Here is a 20784-nt window from a genome sequence, read left to right as displayed (position 1 = left end):
CTCATCCAGCCGGAGCCGCGGCGGAGCCGGCCTCGCCCGATCCCCGGCGCCAGGAGAGCAGGAACCGCTCCGGCCAGAACCGCCGCAGCTGGGCCCCCTCCAGGCCGGCGGCGGCGGCCAGGGCCGCCACCTCGTCGAGCCGGAAGGCGCCGCCCACCGAGAGGGGCCCATCCACATGCACCACCGGCGAACGGCTCAACAGCCTGGTGCCGGCCCAGGTGAGCAGCAGATCGAGGCGGGTGCGCAGCAGGTCGTGCAGCAGCAGCTGATCGTCGGTGGCGGCCGCCATGTGACGCAACAGGGTCTGGGCCTGGGCCCTGCTGAGGTGATGCAGAAACAGAGAGCAGACCACCAGCTGATAGCCGCCGGGCAGCGGCTCGCCCAGGGCATCGGCCTGGAAGAAGTGGGCCTCCACCCCCTCGGCAAGCGCCAGATCGCCAGCCATGGCCATGGCCTCGGCACTGAGGTCGCAGCCGTGCAGCTCCAGATCGAGGCCCAGGCGCCGGCCGAGGCGGCCCAGGGCGCGCAGGCTGTCGCCGCTGCCGCAGGCCACATCCAGCAGCCGCAGCCGCTGGCCGGGCCTGCGCAGGGCCAGCTGGCGCAGGGCCGGAGCGAAGCAGGCCGCACTGCGGGTGAGGGTGTTGATGCGGGCCAGACCGCGCAGGGCATCGCGGTGCACCACCGGATCGAGCTCCGGCTGATCCATCACCTCCGCGCGCAGCTGCCGCTGGGGCAGGCCTGCCCACAGCTCAGCCAGGGGCACCGAGAGGGTGTCGATCAGCTCGGCCGAGCGCCCACCCATCCCTGAGCCCTGCCTGTGTCACAACGGCCGAACCCTAGGAACCTCCTCCCCGCGGCAGACCAGGCCGCATCCGATCGCCGCCGTCGCCAGTACTTCCAGAGCCCCCGTCGACACCAGCCGTGCCAGTGCACGCTCCAACCGCCAGCAGCGCCCTGGCCCCCAGAGGGATCCTGGCCGCAATAGCTGCCATGGCCGGGCTGCTGGTGGGCTGCTCCTCGGCTGCCTCACCGCCACGGCTCACCCTCACGGGCTCCAGCAGCGTGGCTCCCCTGGCCGGGGAGATCGCCCGCCGCTTCGAGGCCAGCCATCCCGGCGTGCGCATCGACGTGCAGACCGGCGGGTCCTCCCGCGGCCTGGCGGACCTGCGCCGGGGCAGCGCCGACATCGGCATGGTGTCGCGGGCCTTGAACAGCAGCGAGGCCGACCTCCAGGCCACCACCATCGCCCTGGACGGCGTCGCCGTGATCGTGAACAGCAGCAACCCGGTGCAGACCCTGAGCGATGAGCAGATCCGGGGCATCTTCACGGGCCGCATCGCCGACTGGTCGGAGCTGGGCGGCAGCCCCGCGCCGATCACGGTGGTGACCAAGGCCGAGGGGCGCTCCACCCTGGAGGTGTTCCTCGACCACTTCCAACTCGACAACCAGGCCATCCGGGCCAGCGTGGTGATCGGCGATAACCAGCAGGGGCTGCGCACGGTGGCGGGCGATCCCGGCGCCATCGCCTACGTGTCGATCGGGGCGGCGACCCTGGAAGCCCAGCGGGGCCTGGCGATCCGGCTGCTGCCGATGGCCGGCGTGGCCCCCACCCTGACCAACGTGGCCCAGCGGCGTTTCCCCCTGGCCCGGCCGCTCAACCTGGTGAGCAAACCCGATCACTCCAATCCCCTGGCCAGGGACTTCCTGCGCTTTGCCACCGCCCCGGCCAACGATGACCTGCTGGCCCGGGAAGCCGTGGTGGCGCCGGCCCGATGACCAGCGCCGCCGACCGGCTGCTGCTCTGGAGCCTGCGCCTGACGGCCGTGCTGGCCTGCTCGATCGTGGTCTGGATCCTGGCCTTTCTGCTGGGGGAGGCCCTGCCGGCCCTGGGGGCCCTCGGCCCGCTCCGCTGGCTCGGTGATCCCAGCTGGCACCCGACAGTCGGCGCCACGGAGGGCCACTTCGGTCTGGCGCCGATGCTGCTCGCCACGGCGGCCAGCAGTGCCGGTGCCGTGCTGCTGGCCACCCCGGTGGCGCTCGGCTCCGCCCTGTTCTGCCACAGCTATGGGCCACCCCGCTGGAGCGGGGTGTACCGGCGTCTGGTGCAGCTGCTGGCGGGCATTCCCTCGGTGGTGTTCGGCTTCTGGGGGCTGGTGGAACTGACGCCCCGGATCGCCCGCTGGCAGCCGCCGGGCCAGAGCCTGCTGGCGGGGATCCTGATCCTGGCCTGATGATCCTGCCCACCATCAGCCTGCTGATGGAGTCGGCCCTGGCGGAGCTGCCGGCGAGTTACCGGCAGGCCGCGGCGGCCCTGGGTCTCAGTCCCTGGGCCAGCCTGCGCCGGGTGCTGCTGCCCGCGGCCGCCCCCGGCCTCGCCTCAGCGGTGCTGCTCGGCAGCGCCCGCGCCATCGGCGAAACCATGGCGGTGCTGATGGTCAGCGGCAACGTGGTGCAGCTGCCGGGCAACCTTTTCGCTCCGGTGCGCACCCTCACGGCCAACATCGCCCTGGAACTGGGCTATGCCCTGGACCTGCACCGCTCGGCCCTGTTCGTGGGGGGGCTGGTGTTGCTGGTGCTGGTGGCAGCTCTGGTGGCCGTGGCCGAGGGGCTGGCTGCGACGAGCCAGGCCGGAGGGCGGGCCCATGGCTGAGCGGCTGGTGGCTGCTCTGTGTGGGGCGGTGGCTGTGGCCGTCAGCGCCCTGTTCGCCTGGGTGCTGGCCGACCTGCTGCACCAGGGGCTGCCTGAACTCAGCCTCGGCTTTCTGCTGGAGGCCCCCCGCGATGCGGGCCGGGCCGGGGGCATTGCCCCGGTGATCGTGGCGACGCTGTTGATCCTGCTGGTGTGCCTGGCGGCCAGCCTGCCGATCGGGCTGGGCACGGCCGTGCTGCTGGCGGAAGTGAGCCGCGGCCGCAACCGCTTCGCCCGGGCGGTGCGGGCCTCGCTGGACGTGCTGGCCGGTGTGCCCTCGATCGTGTTCGGCCTGTTCGGCAACGCGATGTTCAGCCTCTGGCTGGGGCTGGGCTTCTCGATTCTCTCCGGGGGGCTCACCCTGGCCTGCATGGTGCTGCCCGTGCTGATCCGCAGCTGCGAGCAGGGGCTGCGGGCCGTGCCCCACGACTACCGCCAGGCCGCTGCGGCCCTGGGCCTCTCCTGGGGCAGCACCCTGCGGCTGGTGATCCTGCCCAGCGCCGCCCAGGGCCTGGCGGTGGGGCTGGTGCTCGGCCTCGGGCGGGCCCTGGCGGAAACGGCGGCGCTGCTGTTCACCAGCGGCTACGTGGACCGCATGCCCAGCTCGCTGCTCGATTCGGGCCGGGCGCTGTCAGTGCACATCTACGACCTGGCCATGAACGTGCCCGGCGGAGAGGCCAGGGCCTGTGCGACAGCCGTGGTGCTCGTGGCCCTGCTGCTGCTCTGCAACGGCCTCACGATGCTGCTGGCGACCCGCTGGCAGGGGAGCACCGCGGGCCGATGACCAGCTCCCCCGGCCCGGTGCTGCTGCAGGTGACCAACCTCAGCGTCAGCTACCACCACAGCTGTGTGCTCGACGGCCTCTGCGTGCCGATCCGGCGCGGCGCCATCACCGCGATCGTGGGGCCTTCCGGCTGCGGCAAGAGCACCTTTCTCAGCTGCCTCAACCGGCTCAGCGACCTCAGCGCCGGCTGCCGGGTGAGTGGCTCGATCCGCCTCGACGGGGTGGAGATCACCGGCCCCCAGGCCGACCTGGTGGGCCTGCGCCGGCGGGTGGGCTGGATCGCCCAGCGGCCCAACCCGTTCCCCTTCTCCATCCGCCGCAACCTCAGCGTGCCCCTGGCCCACCACGGCCTGCACGACCGCCGCCGCCGGAACGCCGTGATCGAGAGCGTGCTGCAGGAGGTGGGTCTCTGGCCCGAGGTGCGCTCGAGGCTCGATGACTCGGCCCTCAAACTCTCAGGCGGGCAGCAGCAGCGGCTCTGCCTGGCCCGGGCCCTGGCCCTGCAGCCGGAGCTGCTGCTGCTGGATGAGCCGTGCAGCGCCCTCGATCCCGTGGCCAGTGGCGTGGTGGAAGACCTGATCCCCGGCCTGCGGGGGCGCTGCACCCAGGTGATCGTGACCCATAACCTGGCCCAGGCCCGGCGGCTGGCCGACGACCTGATCGTGTTCTGGACGACGGAGGGCCGCGGCACGATCGTGGAGCAGGGGCCCGCCGAGCAGCTGTTCAGCGCGCCCGCACACCCGATCACAGCGGCCTACCTGAGGGGCGAACGCGGATGACCACAGCCCGTCCTGCCACGCCCCTGGATGCCGTGCTGGCGATCATTCCCGTGCGCAACGAGGCGGCCACGATCGCCGCGGTGATCGAGGGCCTGCAGCGCCAGGGCGTGGGCCGGATCCGCGTGGTGGACAACGGCAGCAGCGACGCCAGTGCCGCCATCGCCCGCCACTGCGGTGCCGAGGTGCTGAACGAACCGGTGCCGGGCTACGGGCGGGCCTGCTGGCGGGGGCTGCTCGACCTGCCGGAGCCGATCGGCTGGATCCTGTTCTGCGACGGAGACGGCAGTGACGACCTGGGCGTTCTGGACCAGTGGGCAGGCCTGATGGGGAAGGCCGATCTGATCCTGGGCAACCGCATGGCCAGCCCGGCCGGGCAGCGGCTGCTGACGCCGGCGCAGCGCTTCGGCAATGGTCTGGCCACCCGCCTGATCCAGCTCGGCTGGGGGCACCGCTTCGCGGACCTCGGTCCGCTGCGCCTGATCCGCCGCGAGGCGCTGCTGGCGCTGCGGATGCACGACCGCGGCTTCGGCTGGACGATCGAGATGCAGGTGAAGGCCGTGGAGGCCGGCCTGCGGATCCAGGAACAGCCCGTTGAGCTCCGCCGCCGCGCGGGCGGGGAGTCCAAGATCTCCGGCACGGTGGCCGGCAGCGTCGGGGCCGGCGTCGGCATCCTCACCACCCTGGGTGGCCTCTACCTGCGCAAGCTGCTGCGCCCGCAGCAGCCGGCCAGGAGGGGCGCCTGATGGCGGGCTGGGCGTTGCCGGGCAGCTGTCTGCTGCTGGTGCTCGGCGCGGCGCTGATGGCGCCCCAGGGTCTGTTGCACGATCCCCAGGTGATGCCGGGCTTCTTGCGGGCCGCGGCGGTGCTCGGCGCTGGCTTCGCCCTCTCCTGGCGGCTGCGCTGGGTGGGCGCCGCGGCCTTCTGGGGCGTGGCCGTGCTCACCCGGCTGTTGCTGCTGCCCATGGAGCCCAGCGATGACATCTGGCGCTACCTCTGGGAAGGCCAGATCCAGCGGTTCGGCTTCAATCCGTTCCTGCTGGCCCCGGACGCGGCCCTGCTGGAGCCGCTGCGCACCCCCTGGTGGGGCCAGATCAACCATCCAGACGTCACGGCGATCTACCCGCCCCTCACCCAGCTGCTGTTCCGGCTGCTGGTGGCGCTGTCACCGGCGGACCTGGGCCCGGCGGTGCTCCCGTTCAAGCTCGCCTTCGTGGCGGCCGATCTGGCCCTCTGCGCCCTGCTGGCCCGCCGCTTCGGCCGGCTGCCCAGCCTGCTCTACGCCTGGAACCCGCTGGTGCTGGTGAGCATCGCCGGCGGCGGCCATTTCGAGAGCTGGTTCCTGCTGCCCCTGGTGGGCGCCTGGCTGCTGATCGAGCCCCACTCCACCGCCACGCCCTCCAGCCAGGACCCCGCCCAGACCCCCACCCGCCGGCTGATCGCCGCCCTGCTGGTGGGCCTGAGCGTGGCGATCAAGTGGGTCTCCCTGCCGATGCTGGGCCTGCTGTTGTGGCGGGCGATCCGGGAGCGGGGCTGGCGGCTGGCGGCTGCGACGGCGCTGCTGGGGGTGCTGCCGATGGCACTCGCCTCGCTGCCGTTCTGCGGCACCAGCGGCTGCCCGCTGATTCCCGTGGGCTCCAACTTCGTGCGTCAGGGCCGCAGCGCCGAACTGGTGCCCCACCTGGTGGGGCAGCTGTGGGGCTGGTCCCGGGCCCACAACAGCCTGTTTCTGGGGGCCCTGGCGGCCTTGACCCTGGCGCTGATCCTCACCAACTCCGCTTTCGGGGTGTTCTGCGGCCGCTACCTGATGGCCCTGCTGCTGCTCTCGCCGATCGTGCACGGCTGGTATTTCACCTGGCTGATGCCCTTCGCGGTGCCCACCCGGGCCTGGGGGGCACGGCTGCTGAGCCTCTCGGGGTTCGTGTATTTCGTGCTGCCCTCGCGCCTGCCCGACTGGAACCTCAGCGGGCCGGAGCGCTGGCTGTTGTGGGGCCCCTGGTTGATCGGCCTGGCCCTGGAGATGGGGCTGCGCTGCCGCGGGGACCCTGCCGCGCCCCCAAAGCGGGCCTGACAGGTCCCCTCTGTTCCCTTCCTTCCCTGATCACCCCATGGCCTCCCCCATCCGGCCCCGCACCCTCCTGAAACGGCCCGCGCCCCGCCGGCTGGCCCTGGCCCTGAGCCTGATGCTGGTAGCGGGCTGCGGTCCGCTGGCTCTGCCCTGGCCGTCCCCGGAAACGCAGGGAGGCGGCAGCGCGGCCAGCACCAGTGCCAGCACGGCCCTGACGCCACCGCTCGACCACGCCCGCTACGCGGTGGTGCTGGAGCGCTTCGTCGACGGCAGCGGGCTGGTCAACTACACAGCCCTGCAGAAGGATCCCGGCGATCTGGAGGCCTACGTGGCCGAACTGGCTGCCGTGACCCCCGCCAGCTTCCAAGCCTGGGACGAACCCGAGCAGATCGCTTTCCTGCTCAATGCCTACAACGCCCTCACCCTGGAATCGGTCATTGAGCAGAAGCCGCTGAAATCCAGCATCCGCGACATCCTCGGGGTGTGGAAGCTCAACCGCCACCAGGTGGCCGGCGAGTCGATGACCCTCGATCACCTGGAGCACGGCATCATGCGCAAGGACTACAACGAGCCCCGCATCCACGCGGGCCTGGTGTGTGCCGCGATCAGCTGTCCGCCCCTGCGGCGCGAGCCCTACGTGGGCTCCAGGCTCGATGAGCAGCTCGACGACCAGGTGCGGCTGTGGCTGGGCAGTCCCCAGGGGCTGGTGATCGATCAGGGCACCGGCACGGTGGCGATCTCGGCCATCTTCCAGTGGTTCGCGGAAGACTGGAACGCCTCCTACAGCACCGACAGCGGCTACGGCCGCCACACCAAACAGCGGCCCGTGCTGCACTTCATCAGCGGCTACGTCAGCCCCGCCGAGCAGGCCTACCTGCGCAAGGGTGACTACAACCTCACCACCCTCAACTACGACTGGTCGCTCAATGGCCAATGAACGGGGGCGCCGATGCGTCAGTTCACCGCGCTGATCGAGCAGCTCGATGGCTGCCCCGGAACACTGGCCAAGGTGGAGGCCCTGCGGGTCTGGTTCGCCGCCGCCCCGGCGGCCGATGCCGCCTGGGCGCTGCACTGCCTGCTGGGCAAGCAGCGGCGGCGGCTGATCACCGGCCGCCGCCTGCGCCAGATCTGCCTGGAGGCCTCGAGCCTGCCGGAGTGGCTGTTCGACGACTGCCACGCCCAGGTGGGTGATTCGGCCGAGACGATCGCCCTGCTCTGGCGCCGGCAGCCCTGCCTGGAGGGTCACCCCCGGGGCGGCACCCCCCAAGCCCCCCTGCAGGAGTGATGGAGGAGCGCCTGCCGGCCCTGGCGGCCCTCGAGGGCGAGGCCCAGGCCGAGGCGGTGCAGGCCCTCTGGCAGGGGCTGGAGCCCGATGAGCTGCTGGTGGTGAACAAGCTGCTCACGGGCGGCTTTCGCATCGGCGTGGGCCAGGGCCTGGTGCTGCGCGCCCTGGCCAGCCACAGCGGCCTGAAGACCTCCCTGCTGGCCCACAGGCTGATGGGTGGCTTCTCGCCCAGCGCCGAGGCCTGGACAGCCTTGCTCGCCCCCGACCGGGGCGACGAGCACCGCAGCAGCCGTCCCTATCCCTTCTTTCTGGCCTCACCTCTCGAGCTGCCGCCAGACCCCCAGCAGCCCCCCCTGCCCGGCGGCGCCGGCGCCTGGCTGGCGGAGTGGAAGTGGGACGGCATCCGCGGCCAGCTGATCCGCCGGGGCGACAACAGCCTGCTCTGGAGCCGCGGCGAGGAGCTGATCAACCCCGCCTTCCCCGAACTGATCGCCCTGGCGGACAGCCTGCCCCAGGGCACCGTGCTCGACGGCGAGATTCTGGTGTGGCAGGCGGAGGCGCAGCAGCCGGAAGCGTTCGCGGCCCTGCAGCGGCGCCTGGGCCGCAAGGCCCCGGGCCGAGCGCTCCTGGCCGCCTGCCCCGCCGTGTTCCAGGCCTACGACCTGCTGGAACTGGAGGGCCAGGACCTGCGCCAGCAACCGCTCAGCCAGCGCCGCGCCGCCCTGGAGCAGCTGATCCAGCAGCACCGGGCAGCGGCGCACGCTGCCGCAGCCGGGCACCTGCACCTCTCCCCCCAGCTGGCCCTGCAGCACTGGGAGCAGCTGGAGCCGTTGCGGCAGCAGGCCAGGGCCGCCGGCGCCGAGGGGCTGATGCTCAAGGCCCGCGACTCCCCCTACCGCTCCGGCCGCCGCCGCGGCAGCTGGTGGAAGCACAAGCTCGAGCCCTACCGCCTCGATGCCGTGCTGCTCTACGCCCAGGCCGGCAGCGGCCGCCGCGCCAATCTGTTCACCGATTACACCTTCGCCCTCTGGGACGACCCCGAGCCCGCTGCTATGGGGCCCGCGGCTGCCGCAGTGGAGCAGCGGCGGCTGGTGAGCTTCGCCAAGGCCTACTCCGGCCTCGATGCCGCCGAGATCGCCAGCCTCGATCGCTGGATCCGCAGCCACACCCTGGAGCGCTTCGGACCGGTGCGGGCAGTGCAGCCGCTGCAGGTGTTCGAGCTGGCCTTCGAGGGTCTGCAGCCCTCGCGGCGCCACAAGAGCGGCATCGCCGTGCGCTTCCCGCGCATCAGCCGCTGGCGCCAGGACAAACCCGCCGCCGAGGCCGACAGCCTGGCCACGGCCCGGGCCCTGCTGAGCGCGCCGGCACGGGGATGAGACTTCGCACTGCAGGGTCGTGATAGCAGGCCTCGCTAGCTTTGACGCGGCGCTATCCCCTCACTGATCCAGCCGATGACCAGCCTCCTGCTGCAGTTGCTGTGCGCCTTGGGGTGGACGGTGACAGGGGTCATGCTCATCGGCGCCGGCCCTGGCGTCGACCGGCTGGCCACCTGAGCACGCCGCCGCGGTGAGCCCCTCCATGGCGGCGCAGCTGGCGCCGATCGAAGCCTGGTTCTGCCAGCAGGGCTGGCGGCCGATGCCCTTCCAGCGCCAGTGCTGGCGTGCCTACCTGCAGGGCCGCAGCGGCCTGATCCAGGTGCCTACCGGCTCCGGCAAGACCTATGCCGCCGTGATGGGCCCGATCGCCGCCATGCTGGCCGACCTCCAGGCGGGGGGTGCCCCAGGCCTGCGCCTGCTCTATCTCACCCCGCTGCGTGCTCTCAGCCGCGACCTGGCCCTGGCGATCCAGGCCCCGATCACCGCCATGGGCTGGCCCCTGAGGCTGGCGATCCGCAATGGCGACACTCCCGGCAGTGAGCGCACCCGCCAGATCAGGCGGCCGCCGGAGATCCTGATCACCACGCCGGAATCCCTGGCGTTGCTGCTGGCCAGTGCCCACACCGAGGCGCTGTTCGGCCAGCTCCAGGCGGTGGTGCTCGATGAGTGGCACGAACTGATGGGGAGCAAACGAGGCAGCCAGAGTGAGCTCTGCCTCAGCTGGCTGCGGCAGCGCCGCCCGCAGCTGCGCACCTGGGCGATCAGCGCCACCATGGGCAACCTTGAGGATGCCGCCCGGGCAGCGGTGGGGGTGACGCCCCAGGAGCCGCTGCTGATCAGCGCCAGGCTGCGTCGCGGCACGGCCATCCGCAGCCTGTTGCCCGATCAGATCGACGGCTTCCCCTGGGCCGGCCACCTGGGGCTGCGCATGCATGAGGAGCTGGTGGCGGGCCTGGATCCAGCCACCCCCACCCTGCTGTTCACCAACACCCGCAACCAGGCCGAGCGCTGGTACCAGTGCCTGCGCTTCGCCTGCCCCGAGATGGAGGGGGCCCTGGCCCTGCACCACAGCGCCATCGACCGCGCCGAGCGGGAGGCGATCGAAGCCGGCGTCAAGACCGGCCAGCTCAGCTGGGTGGTGTGCACCAGTTCGCTGGATCTGGGGGTGGACTTCCAGCCCGTGGAGCGGGTGGTGCAGATCGGCAGTGCCAAGAACCTGGCCCGGCTGCTGCAGCGGGCCGGTCGCAGTGCCCACAAGCCCGGCGGCACCTCCCAGGTGCTGTTCATGCCCACCCATGCCCTGGAGCTGCTGGAGGTGAGCGCCATGCGGCGGGGCCTCGCCGAGGGGCTGGTGGAGGAGCGGCGGGCTCCGCAGGCCCCGCTCGATGTGTTGCTGCAGCACCTCACCAGCCTGGCCTGCGGCCCCGGTTTCCACCCCGAGCGGGAGCTGGCTGCGGTGCGCAGCGCCTGGAACTACCGCCACCTGAGTGAGGCCAGCTGGACCTGGTGTCTGCGCTTCCTGGAACAGGGGGGCGACTGCCTCGGCGCCTACCCCCGCTTTCGCAAGCTCGAGCGCCAAGGGGCGGGGGAAAGCCTGCGGCTGGTGGTGAGCGAGCCCGCCATCGCCCGGCTGCACCGGCTCAACATCGGCACGATCACGGCAGACCGCGCCGTGACCGTGCGGGTGGTGCGCGGGGCCGTGCTCGGCCATGTGGAGGAGAGCTTCATCGGGCGCCTCAAGCCCGGCGATGTGTTCTTCTTCGCCGGGCGGCAGCTGGAGTTCGTGCGGCTGCGGGAGATGACGGCCCAGGTGAAAGCCACCACGCGCAAGAGCCAGGCGGTGCCGGCCTGGGCCGGCGGCCAGATGGCCCTCTCCGACCTGCTCAGCCACCACCTGCGCCAGGAGGTGCACCGGGCGGCCTGCGCTCTTGAGGATCCCCAGGCGCCACCCCTCGACACCCCTGAGCTGAAGGCCCTCGAACCGCTGCTGCGCCGCCAGGCCGACCTCTCCGCCCTGCCGCGCCAGGACCAGTTCCTGGTGGAGTTCTGCAGCAGCCGCGAGGGCCGCCATCTCTACGCCTACCCCTTCGAGGGGCGCTTCGTGCATGAGGGCATCGGCTTTCTGTGGGCCTGGCGCCTGGCCCGCCATGCTTCCAGCACGATCACCGTGTCGGTGAACGACTACGGCTTTGAGCTGCTGGCGCCCCGCGGCTATCGCTTCGAGGAGCTGTTCGAGCAGCACGCCGATGAGCTGCTGGACGAGGGCGACCTCGAGGCCCATCTGGAGCAGGCCCTGAACGTGTCGGAGCTGAGCCGGCGGCGCTTCCGGGCCATTGCCCAGATCAGCGGCCTGGTGCTGAACGGCTATCCGGGCCAGGGCCGCAGTGGCGGCCAGCTGCAGATCAGCGCCGCCCTGCTGTTCGATGTGTTCCAGCGCCATGAACCCGGCAACCTGCTGCTCGCCCAGGCCCATGCCGAGGTGCTGCAGCAGCAGCTGGAGCTGCCCCGCATCGCGGCGGCGCTGCGGCGGCTGATGGGCTGCCGGCTGCTGCTGCAGCGCACGCCGCGGCCCGGGCCCCTGGCCTTCCCCCTGCTGGCAGAGCGACTCAACAGCCGGCTCAGCACCGAATCCCTGCTCAGCCGGCTGCAGCGCCTGCGGGAGCAGGCCGAACGCCTCGAGGCCTGCTGAGCATGGAGGCGCTGAAGCTCAGGCCTTTTCGAGTTTTTTGACGATGAAGGCCATCAATCCCAGCGAGGCAGCCAGGGCAATCAGCAGGGCCAGGGTCATGGAGCAGCACGCAACTGAGGGGAATTATCGCCGGGTGTTCGTTTACGGAACGCTGCAGCGGGGGCTGGTGAACCATGGCTGGCTGGCGAAGAGCCCCTTCCTGGGGAACGACAGCCTGCCGGGCGCCTGGCTCCACGACCTGGGCCCCTTCCCGATGGCGGTGCCCGACCCCTCCGGCGACGCCGGGGCGCTGGTGCATGGAGAGCTGTTCGCCATCACCGAGGTCACCCTGGTGCAGCTCGATCGCCTGGAGGGCGCCCCGAGGCTCTACCAGCGCCACTGGCTACCCCTGCTGTCAGGCGCCAGCGCCTGGGTGTATCTGGGCCGCGCGCCACAGGTGCGTCACTCCCCCAGGCTCCTGGACGGCCGCTGGCGGGGCCGCCGCCGCTGAGGCACGCCGGCCGGCCTCCTACAGAGCCACCAGCCAGCGCCCACTGGCCGCCAGCAGCAGCAGGCCGGATCCCGCCAAGGCCAGGCCCAGGCGGCCGGGCTGCAGCAGGCGCAGCACCAGCGGCAGGCAGGCCAGGGCGCCCACCAGCACGCTGAGGCTCTGGCAGAACGCCAGCACGTGGGGATCGGCGCTCCACTCGGGCAGGGCGGCGATCCAGATCTGAACGCCGCTGAGGGATGAGCCCAGCCCAGCCGCAGTCACGGGCAGGAGGCGCCCGGCCTCGAGCAGGCCATGGGGCAGGTGGCGCGCCAGCAGCAGACCCCAGAGCAGGGGCAACAGGGCATAGGGCACCAGGCGCCAGCGCTCACGGCTCAGCAGCAGCCGCAGGGGCAGCAGCAGCAGGGCGGGCAGCGCCAGGGCCAGGGCTGCCACGGCCAGGCGGATCAGCAGGTCGCCGCTGTGCAGGGAAACCGGTGCCCAGGGCAACCAGCCCAGCAGCCGCTGCCAGTGGTTGAGGCACACCCCACCGGCCAGCACCAGGATCAGGGCGGCCTCGCCGGCCGGGGGGTCCGTGGCGCGCTGCAGATCGGCGGCCGGCGGCCGCAGCCGCAGCTGCACCGAACGATGGGGACAGGCCTGCGCGCAGGTGAGGCAGAGCACGCAGTTGCGGTTGTCGCTGAGGTGGGCGGGGTGGGTGCCAAGCGGACAACCCTCGCTGGCCAGGCCCTCCCCCTCCGCCGGGCCGCCCTTGAAACAGGCGTAGCTGCTGCAGCTGCCGCTGCAGGTGCCCGCCTGGGCCCGCAACTCCAGGATCGAGAGCTTGGCGAACAGGCCGTTCATCCCCCCCACCGGGCAGAGGTAGCGGCACCAGAAGCGCTTCTCGAACGCGAGCGAACCCAGCACAGCCCCCGCGGTGATCACCAGCAGCAGGGCGCTGCTCAGCCAGGCCGTGTTCTCGAGGTTGCCCAGCTCCTCCCACACCAGGATCGCCGCGAATCCGGCCGCCAGCAGGGGCGCCGCCCAGCGGTCGGTGTCGCCGCGGGGCCAGGGGCGAGGCTGCCAGCCCAGCCAGCGCGCCAGCCGCTGCGTGATCTCGCCCCACACCATGAACGGGCAGAAGGAACACCAGAGGCGCCCCACCAGGGGATAGCCCAGCAGGATCAGGGGCCACCACCAGGCCCAGAAGAGGTTCAGGGCGCCGTTGTGCTGGCGGTCCTGGGGGCCGAACCACAGCCACAGGTTCACCAGCACGAAGACCCAGCTCACCAGGCCGAACAGCAGCGTGTTCCAGAGCCGTGGCGAGCGCATCAGGTTGCGCAGGCCGGGCTTCCAGCGCCAGAGGTCGAAGCGCAGCCGGGAGGGCCGGCTCAGCGTCCAGAACACGTCCTCGGGTAGGCACGGGCCCGCGGCGTCCCTCGCCATCGGCGCACCGCCCTCCTGGCGCCGGGCCTGCTGCAGGGCCCTGGCCACCAGGCGTCCAGCTCCCGCAGGTTGTTGGGGAAGTCGTAGGCCTGGAGCCGCTTCACCACCGCCTCGCTCACCCGGGGGGCGACCGTCCAGCCGAGCCCAGGGGCTCTCAGGCGCACGATGTAGCGCAACCACTCACCCAGGTCCTGGCGCCGCACCCGCAGCGGCGGCACGCGGATCACCTGGCACAGCCCATCGAGCTGGGGCTGGGCGCACTCCGCCGTGAACAGAAGCCGCCCGCGGAACTGACGCCACGGGCCATCCCCACCGGGGGCCCGCCAGCGCCCCGTGGCGGCCAGCTCCAGGAGGGCCGGCAGCAGGGCCTCTGGCACCTGGTCCACCTGGTCGATGAGCAGGGAGCCTTCCCCGAGGGAATCCAGCAGGGAACCCACGCCGTCGCTGCCGGAGGGGCCGAACAGATTGGCCCCATCGCCGCGCAGGCTGGCCCCGGCGAGGCGCACCAGCAGCCGGCGCCGGCATGGCGAACCGAAGTGAATCAGGGCGGCGATGTTGTCCTTCTCCAGCCCGGGTTCGCCGCTCACCAGCACGGCCTTCCTGGCCGGGTCTGCCGCCGCCTGGCGAATCTGCTCCCTCAGGCGAGAGGCATAACGACTGCTGCCCACAACCCCACGCCGGGCACGCCCCACCAGAAAGGGTGCCAGCTTGAGATAGGAGGCTGAGGGATCAGAAGCTGGGGTTGGGCTAGCAGACACTGCTCTGGCGGCAACGGCAATTCAGTCAGCCCGGCCGCTGCTGCGACAAAGCTTGGTGAGTGGATCAATTCACACTGAGAAAGTGTTGTCGGAAGCCAGTCATGGCAGGGTTAAAGATCCTTCCACCACCCAGCCTGAACCACCGAGTTCCGGGCAAAGCTCTAATGTTGAGCGTGAGGATGCTGCGGTTGTCACTCATCCTGGACACGCTTGTTTTGCAAGGCTAGTCCAGTTACCGCTGAACTCCCCAGGCGTGGCGCTAATCAGTTGAACTTCTTGACTCATCTGGTGCCAAGATGCAAGTGATTGCGCTCATTCAAGGCCTCGATGCCCCCATCATCCTGTTCTGCGGCCCACAACCCCACGCCGCAGTTTGATGGCAGCACAGTCAGCTTTCACTGGCAGGGCCAGGTCCTTGAGCTCCTGGGCGGCCGCGCCGCCTGGGACCCCCAGCGGCGCGTGCTGCTGCTGGCCGACCTGCACCTCGGCAAGGCCGAGAGCTTCCAGGCCCACGGCATCCCCCTGCCCAGCGATGGCGATGCCGCCACCCTGAACGCCCTGCTGGCCCTGGCCCATCCACTGCGGCCCAGCCGGGTGGTGGTGCTGGGCGATCTGATCCACAGCCGCCACGGGCTCACCGCCGAGCTGCGGGCCAAGCTGGCGGCCCTGCCGGAGCTGCTCGGCTGTGGCCTGCAGCTGGTGGGCGGCAACCATGAGCGCGGCAGCTGGATCGAGGGGCTTCCCCAGGAACCCTCCCAGGCGCTGGGCCCCTGGTGGCTCAGTCACAGCCCTGAATCCAGCCCCGGCCGCCTCAACCTCTGCGGCCACCTACACCCAGTGGCCCTGGTGGGCCGCGGCGCGGACCGCCTGCGGCTGCCCTGCTTCAGCTACTGCGCCAGCCAGGAGCGCCTGGCCCTGCCGGCCTTCGGCGCCCTCACCGGCGGCCACCCCACGGCCCCGGGCGAACGGCGCTGGCTGGTGGCCGACGGCCAGGTGCTCGCCTGGGACGGCTGAACGGGGGACCAGCAAGCCCTGCCCGTTCAAGCCGTACCGCTGAGCAGCAGGCGAGACCCCTTGCAATGGCTGTAGATGTTCATGGAAAGAGGGATCTGAGCCCGAGGTCGCACTGGATCGGCCCCAGAACCGTGCCCAGCTACATGCGCCAGCTCAGGGGCCTCTGGCAGCTCCAGCGATCGGTTCCCACGAAGCTCCAGAGAGCGGCAGGAAAGAGCCTCTGGACGGCTCCGGGTGGAAAGCCCGCCACGAGGCTCAGAGGCGCCTCTCAGCCTTCCTGAGAGCCACAGACCAGGAGATCCAGCGACTAAGTCAGGTGACCACCAGAGAGCTGGGGGTAGAGGAACTGAGCGACTCTCTGCCGACCTTGTTTGACCTATCAGATCCTGAGATGGTCAGTGCCCTCGATGAGGGTGCCTTGGTGGCTGCCAAGGAGGGCTGGATGGATCGGGAGGAGACCCTGAGGTATCGGCGTGTTCTCCACGGGGTTGAGGAGCCATCCGATCACGTCACGACCACTGCATTGCTTGAGATGACTGCCTCCTTGAAGTCACCCTCTCCCCAGACCCGCCTGGCCTGGGAAAAGCAGCTGTCAGCCTTCTTGGAGCACGGGGGTTTGGTCTATCCCTCATCGTCCACCAGGGAGCACGCCCTGGCCTACAGGAACCATCTGCTGAAGCTTGTGAGCCCAGCCACAGCCAAGACAAGGCTGGCCTACCTCTCAGGGCTGTTCAGCGTGCTGGCTGAGTCAAAGGGCCAGGAGACACACGCCTTCTCGGGTGTGGCCAAGCGAATCAAGACAACCCGGCCCGTCAAGCCGTGGCTTGGGGAAGATCCGCCCGAGGCATCAGCGCAACAATCAGTGCTGGTGGAGTTGTTTCTCCAGCTTTTCGGTGCGGCTGATCACAGCACCACCGGGGCTGATGCCATCCGCCGAGAAGAAGCGGCGGACGTAGTCGATCGAGCGCTCAGGGTCAGAGAGGATTTCCAGAAGCTGGCTGCGCTCGCTCTGGAGCTGCTGAATCTGCCCTTGCAGAACTGTCTTCAGCTGGAGAACTTCCAGCAGGGCATCTTCCAGTGCGCAGGCGTAGGTGTTGAGCTTGGCCGGCGCTTCCGGCCCGAAGCGATCAAGCACCTCTAGGGATTCGTTGCTGATCGTGCTCAGGAAGGGGTCGTTGGTGGTGGGCATAGCTGGTATGGAAGGGGAGGCGGATGTCTCCGCTACTCCCCCCTGTTGTTCTGACGGCTCCGCGGTGATTCAGCGGCGCCTCAGGCCGTGCGCTGCCTGCTGGCCTGCTGGTTGGCCTTGCCGTAGGCACTGGCGACGGAGAATCCCGCCAGGCCGATCCAACCCACCGGGCCGGCACACACCAGCGCCGTGGCCAGCGCGCCCTTGCCCACCACCTCCAGGCTCTTCTGGTTGTACTCGGCCTCGCTGAGCCGATCCTTCTCGCTCAGCAGCTTCACCACATCCGTTGCCACCAGACCGATACCGGCGGTGAGTGGATTGGCGCCAAGCACCGCCTGGGTGACGGCCATGGTGGTGCCGCGCACCACACCGTTCACCGCGCCCTTGGCGGCATCGTCCACCATCTGCGCTTCTGCCTGTTCAGCCAGGTCGTGGCGGCCGGCATCACGGAAGCCCTGGGCCTGCGCCCAGCGGTGGGCCACGGCGATGCCGCCGCCCATCACACCGCCTAGGGCACCGGTCTCGAGCGTGTCGCCGGCCACCTCGGCCAGATCAGCCGTGACGCCAGGCGTGGCCCCCTCGGCAACGTCGAGGGTGTAGGCCTCGGCTTCTGCGACCTCGGCGGCCGTCATCTCCCGGTCACCGATGGATTGGTTCAGGCCCTCGGGGCCGTAGACGCCATTGGCCGCATCCGAGCTGCCGCCCTGGCTGTGGGGCGTCCTGTGCATCCAGTCGATGGTGGGGTCATTGGTGATGGCCTCCACGCCCTCCACCGAGCCTTTGGCCTCAGCGGGCACGTTCTGCTCGTAGATCGCGCGGGCTTCCTCGAGGCTGCGGAGTTCACCGCGGGTGCCATCGGTGCGCAGCTGGCGGATCGTCTCAGCTGGCAGGTCATCGAAGGAGACGCGGCGATAGGCCTCGACGCCCACCACGCCGCCTGCAGCAGCGGCAGCAGCGAAGGAACTGCTGGCAGGTGTTCCAGTGCTTGGCGGATCAGCTGTCCGGCCGAATCTCTCGTAAAGCGGTAGCGGGCCATGGGGCACCTCTTGGGGTGGAGCAAGGGCCTCTCGTTCCTGGATAGAGGGGGTGATTCCGCCTCAGCTTCAGAGCCCCTCGATTGGCCGCCAGTCGCCCACCAGCTGCCAGGCGGCCCAGTAGTAGGGCTCGCTCCAGTCCTCCCCGCTCGGGCCATGTGCCCCTCCATTTCGGAACTCCTCTTGCACGGCAGCCAGAGCATCACTGCGGCCCTCGCCGGCTTTGGGGCGCCGGTAAAATCGTGTCATTAACTCTGCGGTGGCTCGGTCATCCACCTTCCAGAGCGACAGCAGGGTGCTGCGAGCACCGGCCACGGTAAATGCTCGCTGCAGACCGAACACACCCTCTCCGGTACGGAGATCGCCTTGGGCGGTGGAACAAGCCGAGAGCACCACCAGTTCTGTGCCATCGAGTTCAAGACCGACAGCTTCGTGAGCGGTGAGCAGCCCATCGTCTTTCAGATCCAAACCAGGATTGTTGGCACCGGCCAGCACGACACCGCTGCGCAGTAGCGGGTCCCCTCCTTGAAAGACCTGCACAGCCTTGTTGGAAGCCAGGATGGCGTGTTGCAGATTGCCAGGCACAAGATCCTTGTCTCCTACAAAGAATCCATGGCTTGCAATGTGCAGGATTCGTGGTGCACGGGTGCGTTCTAATAGAGTCACGCTAGCCTTTTCGTGAGTTAATGCCTGTGTTCCCAGCAGCGCGGCTATCTGCTCACCTTCTGTTGCAGTTCCTGGCAATGGATCCCATTCGACTTGTGAAAGGACTCCAGACCGTTGTTGTACTGGGGTCTTCCCTGCTGTCACGGCCGCGACATTAGGGTCACGGGTGAAGCTGGGATTGGCAATGATCAGTGGTGCTTGGCCTGGTGGCGGCGTCTGCTGGAAACGAATCAGATCTCTACCGCTGGAAACCAGCCGAAGCCTCTGATTCCTAGCAAAGAGGTCTGTAGAGCTGACAAGAGAGGGCAAGCCCGAGAACGGCACACGGCTAAGCTCTCCATCAGAGGAGATGAATATTTCGCGCTGGTTATTGATGTATGGCTTTAAGGGCCTAAAGATCAATTCGCCTACTGCCTCCCAGGCCTCATCAGCGTTCTCTAAATTGCTAGCAGATGCAAAAAGGGCTTGATGGATAGCCAAGTCAAGAGTGCTCGAGCGACTAATCGAAATCACCTGTGGCTTCTTGGCTGGTTGAAGCAGGAAGGCCAGATAGCTCTCATCTCCCCACGCCTGATCGGCGCGACTTTCGTCACCAAGAAATTCGCTGTACTTCTGAAACTCGATTAACAGCCCATTGGCGGGCAGCGCTGCTGATACCTGATCAAGGGTCACAGGATTCGGCCTGACCTCAGGAAGGCTACGCAGCAGCTGTTCTTCTAGTTTCTCACGCTCTATTGTCAGGCGCTCACGCGTAGCCGAAAGGGTGATAACACTTGCGAGTTCATTTGTGACAGACCTGATGCGAGCGAGCAGATCTGAGCTTGCCCCTGTACCGGAAGCAATAATGAGCTGGCGGCGATAAAGGTCTGCAAGCTGTCCTCGTGAGTTGATTCTATGGGTGAATGCAGTCTCTACGGCATCTGGATACTCCAGCGACCACCAGTAGAGCCATTTTGCCGCCTGCCCTTGGGATGCAATTGTCGCCAGCAGACTAGGGCGGCGAGAATTGGGCAGGAAGGGCAGTTGGGATTGCAAGAAATGAGCCTGAGAATCGAGCCCTTGCTTCGTGTAGTGAAGTGTGGCCTGAGAGTCGTTCTTGGCGTAGTAATAAAATGCGCCTATATTGTAGAATAGGCTTGCCTGCAGTGGATGGCTCTTCGGATAAAGCGCTGTGGCCCTGGTCGAGGCCCTCTTGATGAGCGTCTCTGCTTGAGCGAAGTCACCCTGCATGAGCTTTACTAAGTAGAGATTGTTAATCACTACCAACAGATCCCGCTGGGCATCGACCTTGCCGCTTAGAACCTCATAGCTTCTGAGCAGGCACTCTTCTGCCCTGTCAAGCAGGCGCTGCTCTAGATAAAGTGTTCCAAGATAAAGCATGCTTCGGCCGATTGTCACGTCACTAGCAATCGGCGCCTGCAGTGAGGCCTGATAGGCCTGATCGAAGAACTCTTCTGCCCTGTCCAGCCTGCTTCTTCTTAAGTACGTGAGCCCAAGGCCGTGCAAAGCCTGATTTTCATTTCCTTGTCACTGGGATGTGATACTGGATAATGCTGTATGGTCTCGCGATACGCTGCTTCTGCATCTTCATGCAGGCCTAGGGCGAGTTGCAACGACGCCACGTCCAGCATGGCAAGGGCCATGAATTTAGGACTGCGTGAGTTTGTCGCGTACGCTTTTAGTTGCGCGATCGCTTCTACATAGTTGCCCGCAACGACTAGGTCCTCAACTCTTGCGACCATACGGCCATAGGCGTTCTCATTCTCTTTGGAGATCTTGTAGTCATCTGCGTGAACTGGCTGCGAGTCGGTCGCCATCCCCCCAGTTGTTGGGAGACGCCATTTCTTGTTACGACTTCTTGGCTTAGGATGGTTTGGTCCGAGGGTCTTCTCGCTTACCGTCAGCGTGTGCTTGTAAGGAGGCTCGGATTTGCCGTAATGTCCCTGATTCATATAACCGTATCCCAGGCTACGCAATGCTATTGCGGTAGCAGGATGGTCGGGTCCCACGGCCTGCTCTTTGATCATCAATGAACGCTTGAAGAGCGGCTCAGCTTTGCTGTAGAGACCCTGGTTGTAGTACAGCAAAGTCAGGTCGTTGAGGCTGCGTGCCGAGTGGGGGTGATCAGGTCTGAAGGTGTCCTCGGCATCAGCCAATAGCTGCTCCCAGATGGCGGCAGCCTCCGCATAACGGCCTGCCTTGCTCAGCTCCGCGGCCTCGGCGATTTTTGCCTGGACTTCGGCATCACTCAGAACTGGGATGTTGTTGCTGCCAGCCGGCTTGTTGTCGCCGCTGGTCTGCTGGGGAGCATTGCTGCTGCCGCTCTCCTGCGCCACAGCAGCCGGAGAACCCATGACTGGCAGAAGCCCGGCCACCAGCGTCGCAGCAGCCCACCGGCGCGAAAAACATTGCCATCTCTGCCTGACCGATCTCCCCATCCCTGCGCGCTCCTGCTCTCCCCTGGACCAGCTTTGTTGTTCAGGGTATGGGCGCTGGCTCCGACCGGCTGCTTTGTCACCTGATCCCCTGGCCCTGCTGCAGCAG

18 protein-coding genes and 1 pseudogene are annotated in these 20784 nt (G+C 68.5%); 14 read left to right on the top strand and 5 right to left on the bottom strand.

Annotation, left to right across the window (positions count from 1 at the left end; genetic code table 11):
- Nucleotide 1: 1 nt before the first annotated feature.
- Nucleotides 2-802, bottom strand: a complete 801-nt coding sequence (locus IQ220_RS04555; protein WP_193913314.1) for a methyltransferase domain-containing protein — start codon at nucleotides 800-802, stop codon at nucleotides 2-4.
- A gap of 188 nt (nucleotides 803-990) precedes the next feature.
- Between IQ220_RS04555 and IQ220_RS04550 the strand changes: the two genes are divergently transcribed.
- The 12 genes from IQ220_RS04550 to IQ220_RS04505 all read left to right on the top strand — a co-directional run bounded on the left by IQ220_RS04550 (nucleotide 991) and on the right by IQ220_RS04505 (nucleotide 12157).
- A complete protein-coding gene (locus IQ220_RS04550; protein WP_193913311.1) occupies nucleotides 991-1776 on the top strand; it encodes a phosphate ABC transporter substrate-binding protein in 786 nt (261 codons plus the stop codon).
- Nucleotides 1773-2231, top strand: a complete 459-nt coding sequence (locus IQ220_RS15575) for a PstC family ABC transporter permease (protein ID WP_228008856.1) — start codon at nucleotides 1773-1775, stop codon at nucleotides 2229-2231. Before IQ220_RS04550 ends, IQ220_RS15575 begins: the two co-directional genes overlap by 4 nt.
- Nucleotides 2231-2650 carry a PstC family ABC transporter permease gene (locus tag IQ220_RS15570; RefSeq protein WP_228008855.1) on the top strand — a complete coding sequence of 140 codons (420 nt, stop codon included), beginning with the start codon at nucleotides 2231-2233 and terminating at the stop codon, nucleotides 2648-2650. The genes IQ220_RS15575 and IQ220_RS15570 overlap by 1 nt, the downstream gene beginning before the upstream one ends.
- Nucleotides 2643-3473, top strand: a complete 831-nt coding sequence (pstA, locus tag IQ220_RS04540) for a phosphate ABC transporter permease PstA (RefSeq protein WP_193913309.1) — start codon at nucleotides 2643-2645, stop codon at nucleotides 3471-3473. The genes IQ220_RS15570 and pstA overlap by 8 nt, the downstream gene beginning before the upstream one ends.
- A complete protein-coding gene (locus IQ220_RS04535; protein ID WP_193913306.1) occupies nucleotides 3470-4252 on the top strand; it encodes a phosphate ABC transporter ATP-binding protein in 783 nt (260 codons plus the stop codon). The genes pstA and IQ220_RS04535 overlap by 4 nt, the downstream gene beginning before the upstream one ends.
- The gene (locus IQ220_RS04530; protein WP_193913304.1) at nucleotides 4249-4995 is read left to right on the top strand and encodes a glycosyltransferase family 2 protein; all 747 of its coding nucleotides are present in this window, start codon (nucleotides 4249-4251) and stop codon (nucleotides 4993-4995) included. The genes IQ220_RS04535 and IQ220_RS04530 overlap by 4 nt, the downstream gene beginning before the upstream one ends.
- Nucleotides 4995-6320, top strand: a complete 1326-nt coding sequence (locus IQ220_RS04525; protein ID WP_193913302.1) for a hypothetical protein — start codon at nucleotides 4995-4997, stop codon at nucleotides 6318-6320. Before IQ220_RS04530 ends, IQ220_RS04525 begins: the two co-directional genes overlap by 1 nt.
- A gap of 37 nt (nucleotides 6321-6357) precedes the next feature.
- Nucleotides 6358-7254: a DUF547 domain-containing protein gene (locus IQ220_RS04520; protein ID WP_228008854.1), complete on the top strand. Its 897-nt coding sequence runs from the start codon at nucleotides 6358-6360 to the stop codon at nucleotides 7252-7254.
- 12 nt (nucleotides 7255-7266) lie between these two features.
- Nucleotides 7267-7602, top strand: a complete 336-nt coding sequence (locus IQ220_RS15990) for a hypothetical protein (protein ID WP_255510819.1) — start codon at nucleotides 7267-7269, stop codon at nucleotides 7600-7602.
- The gene (locus IQ220_RS04515) at nucleotides 7602-8978 is read left to right on the top strand and encodes an ATP-dependent DNA ligase (RefSeq protein WP_255510818.1); all 1377 of its coding nucleotides are present in this window, start codon (nucleotides 7602-7604) and stop codon (nucleotides 8976-8978) included. The genes IQ220_RS15990 and IQ220_RS04515 overlap by 1 nt, the downstream gene beginning before the upstream one ends.
- 202 nt (nucleotides 8979-9180) lie before the next feature.
- Nucleotides 9181-11667, top strand: a complete 2487-nt coding sequence (locus IQ220_RS04510; RefSeq protein ID WP_193913300.1) for a ligase-associated DNA damage response DEXH box helicase — start codon at nucleotides 9181-9183, stop codon at nucleotides 11665-11667.
- Nucleotides 11668-11764: 97 nt separating this feature from the next.
- Nucleotides 11765-12157, top strand: coding sequence for a gamma-glutamylcyclotransferase (locus IQ220_RS04505; protein ID WP_186700302.1), 393 nt, complete (start codon nucleotides 11765-11767; stop codon nucleotides 12155-12157).
- 18 nt (nucleotides 12158-12175) lie between these two features.
- Here IQ220_RS04505 and IQ220_RS04500 read toward each other — a convergent pair.
- Nucleotides 12176-14337 (bottom strand): annotated as a pseudogene (locus tag IQ220_RS04500) (4Fe-4S binding protein).
- Between the two features lie 327 nt (nucleotides 14338-14664).
- On the opposite strand from IQ220_RS04500, the gene pdeM reads away from it, so the two are divergent.
- Both pdeM and IQ220_RS04490 read left to right on the top strand, forming a co-directional pair.
- The gene (gene pdeM / locus IQ220_RS04495; RefSeq protein WP_193913299.1) at nucleotides 14665-15351 is read left to right on the top strand and encodes a ligase-associated DNA damage response endonuclease PdeM; all 687 of its coding nucleotides are present in this window, start codon (nucleotides 14665-14667) and stop codon (nucleotides 15349-15351) included.
- 316 nt (nucleotides 15352-15667) lie between these two features.
- A complete protein-coding gene (locus IQ220_RS04490) occupies nucleotides 15668-16492 on the top strand; it encodes a hypothetical protein (RefSeq protein WP_193913297.1) in 825 nt (274 codons plus the stop codon).
- 128 nt (nucleotides 16493-16620) lie between these two features.
- Here the strand turns inward: IQ220_RS04490 and IQ220_RS04485 are convergent, their stop codons facing one another.
- The 3 genes from IQ220_RS04485 to IQ220_RS04475 form a co-directional block, all read right to left on the bottom strand.
- The gene (locus IQ220_RS04485; protein ID WP_193913295.1) at nucleotides 16621-17472 is read right to left on the bottom strand and encodes a hypothetical protein; all 852 of its coding nucleotides are present in this window, start codon (nucleotides 17470-17472) and stop codon (nucleotides 16621-16623) included.
- A gap of 171 nt (nucleotides 17473-17643) precedes the next feature.
- On the bottom strand, nucleotides 17644-19746 hold the full coding sequence (locus IQ220_RS04480; RefSeq protein WP_193913293.1) for a CHAT domain-containing protein: 2103 nt from the start codon (nucleotides 19744-19746) through the stop codon (nucleotides 17644-17646).
- Nucleotides 19719-20615, bottom strand: coding sequence for a tetratricopeptide repeat protein (locus IQ220_RS04475; RefSeq protein WP_193913291.1), 897 nt, complete (start codon nucleotides 20613-20615; stop codon nucleotides 19719-19721). The genes IQ220_RS04480 and IQ220_RS04475 overlap by 28 nt, the downstream gene beginning before the upstream one ends.
- Between the last annotated feature and the right edge of the window lie 169 nt (nucleotides 20616-20784).

This window comes from Cyanobium sp. LEGE 06113, from assembly GCF_015207615.1.
The sequence above is the reverse complement of the archived record's forward strand: the minus strand, read 5'-3'. Positions and strand labels throughout refer to the sequence as shown.

What these genes read in the sequence shown, in the direction of transcription:
- IQ220_RS04555 (WP_193913314.1), bottom strand. Translation starts at nt 802, where the DNA reads ATGGGTGGGCGCTCGGCCGAGCTGATCGACACCCTCTCGGTGCCCCTG.
- IQ220_RS04550 (WP_193913311.1), top strand. Translation starts at nt 991, where the DNA reads ATGGCCGGGCTGCTGGTGGGCTGCTCCTCGGCTGCCTCACCGCCACGG.
- IQ220_RS15575 (WP_228008856.1), top strand. Translation starts at nt 1,773, where the DNA reads ATGACCAGCGCCGCCGACCGGCTGCTGCTCTGGAGCCTGCGCCTGACG.
- IQ220_RS15570 (WP_228008855.1), top strand. Translation starts at nt 2,231, where the DNA reads ATGATCCTGCCCACCATCAGCCTGCTGATGGAGTCGGCCCTGGCGGAG.
- pstA (WP_193913309.1), top strand. Translation starts at nt 2,643, where the DNA reads ATGGCTGAGCGGCTGGTGGCTGCTCTGTGTGGGGCGGTGGCTGTGGCC.
- IQ220_RS04535 (WP_193913306.1), top strand. Translation starts at nt 3,470, where the DNA reads ATGACCAGCTCCCCCGGCCCGGTGCTGCTGCAGGTGACCAACCTCAGC.
- IQ220_RS04530 (WP_193913304.1), top strand. Translation starts at nt 4,249, where the DNA reads ATGACCACAGCCCGTCCTGCCACGCCCCTGGATGCCGTGCTGGCGATC.
- IQ220_RS04525 (WP_193913302.1), top strand. Translation starts at nt 4,995, where the DNA reads ATGGCGGGCTGGGCGTTGCCGGGCAGCTGTCTGCTGCTGGTGCTCGGC.
- IQ220_RS04520 (WP_228008854.1), top strand. Translation starts at nt 6,358, where the DNA reads ATGGCCTCCCCCATCCGGCCCCGCACCCTCCTGAAACGGCCCGCGCCC.
- IQ220_RS15990 (WP_255510819.1), top strand. Translation starts at nt 7,267, where the DNA reads ATGCGTCAGTTCACCGCGCTGATCGAGCAGCTCGATGGCTGCCCCGGA.
- IQ220_RS04515 (WP_255510818.1), top strand. Translation starts at nt 7,602, where the DNA reads ATGGAGGAGCGCCTGCCGGCCCTGGCGGCCCTCGAGGGCGAGGCCCAG.
- IQ220_RS04510 (WP_193913300.1), top strand. Translation starts at nt 9,181, where the DNA reads ATGGCGGCGCAGCTGGCGCCGATCGAAGCCTGGTTCTGCCAGCAGGGC.
- IQ220_RS04505 (WP_186700302.1), top strand. Translation starts at nt 11,765, where the DNA reads ATGGAGCAGCACGCAACTGAGGGGAATTATCGCCGGGTGTTCGTTTAC.
- pdeM (WP_193913299.1), top strand. Translation starts at nt 14,665, where the DNA reads ATGCCCCCATCATCCTGTTCTGCGGCCCACAACCCCACGCCGCAGTTT.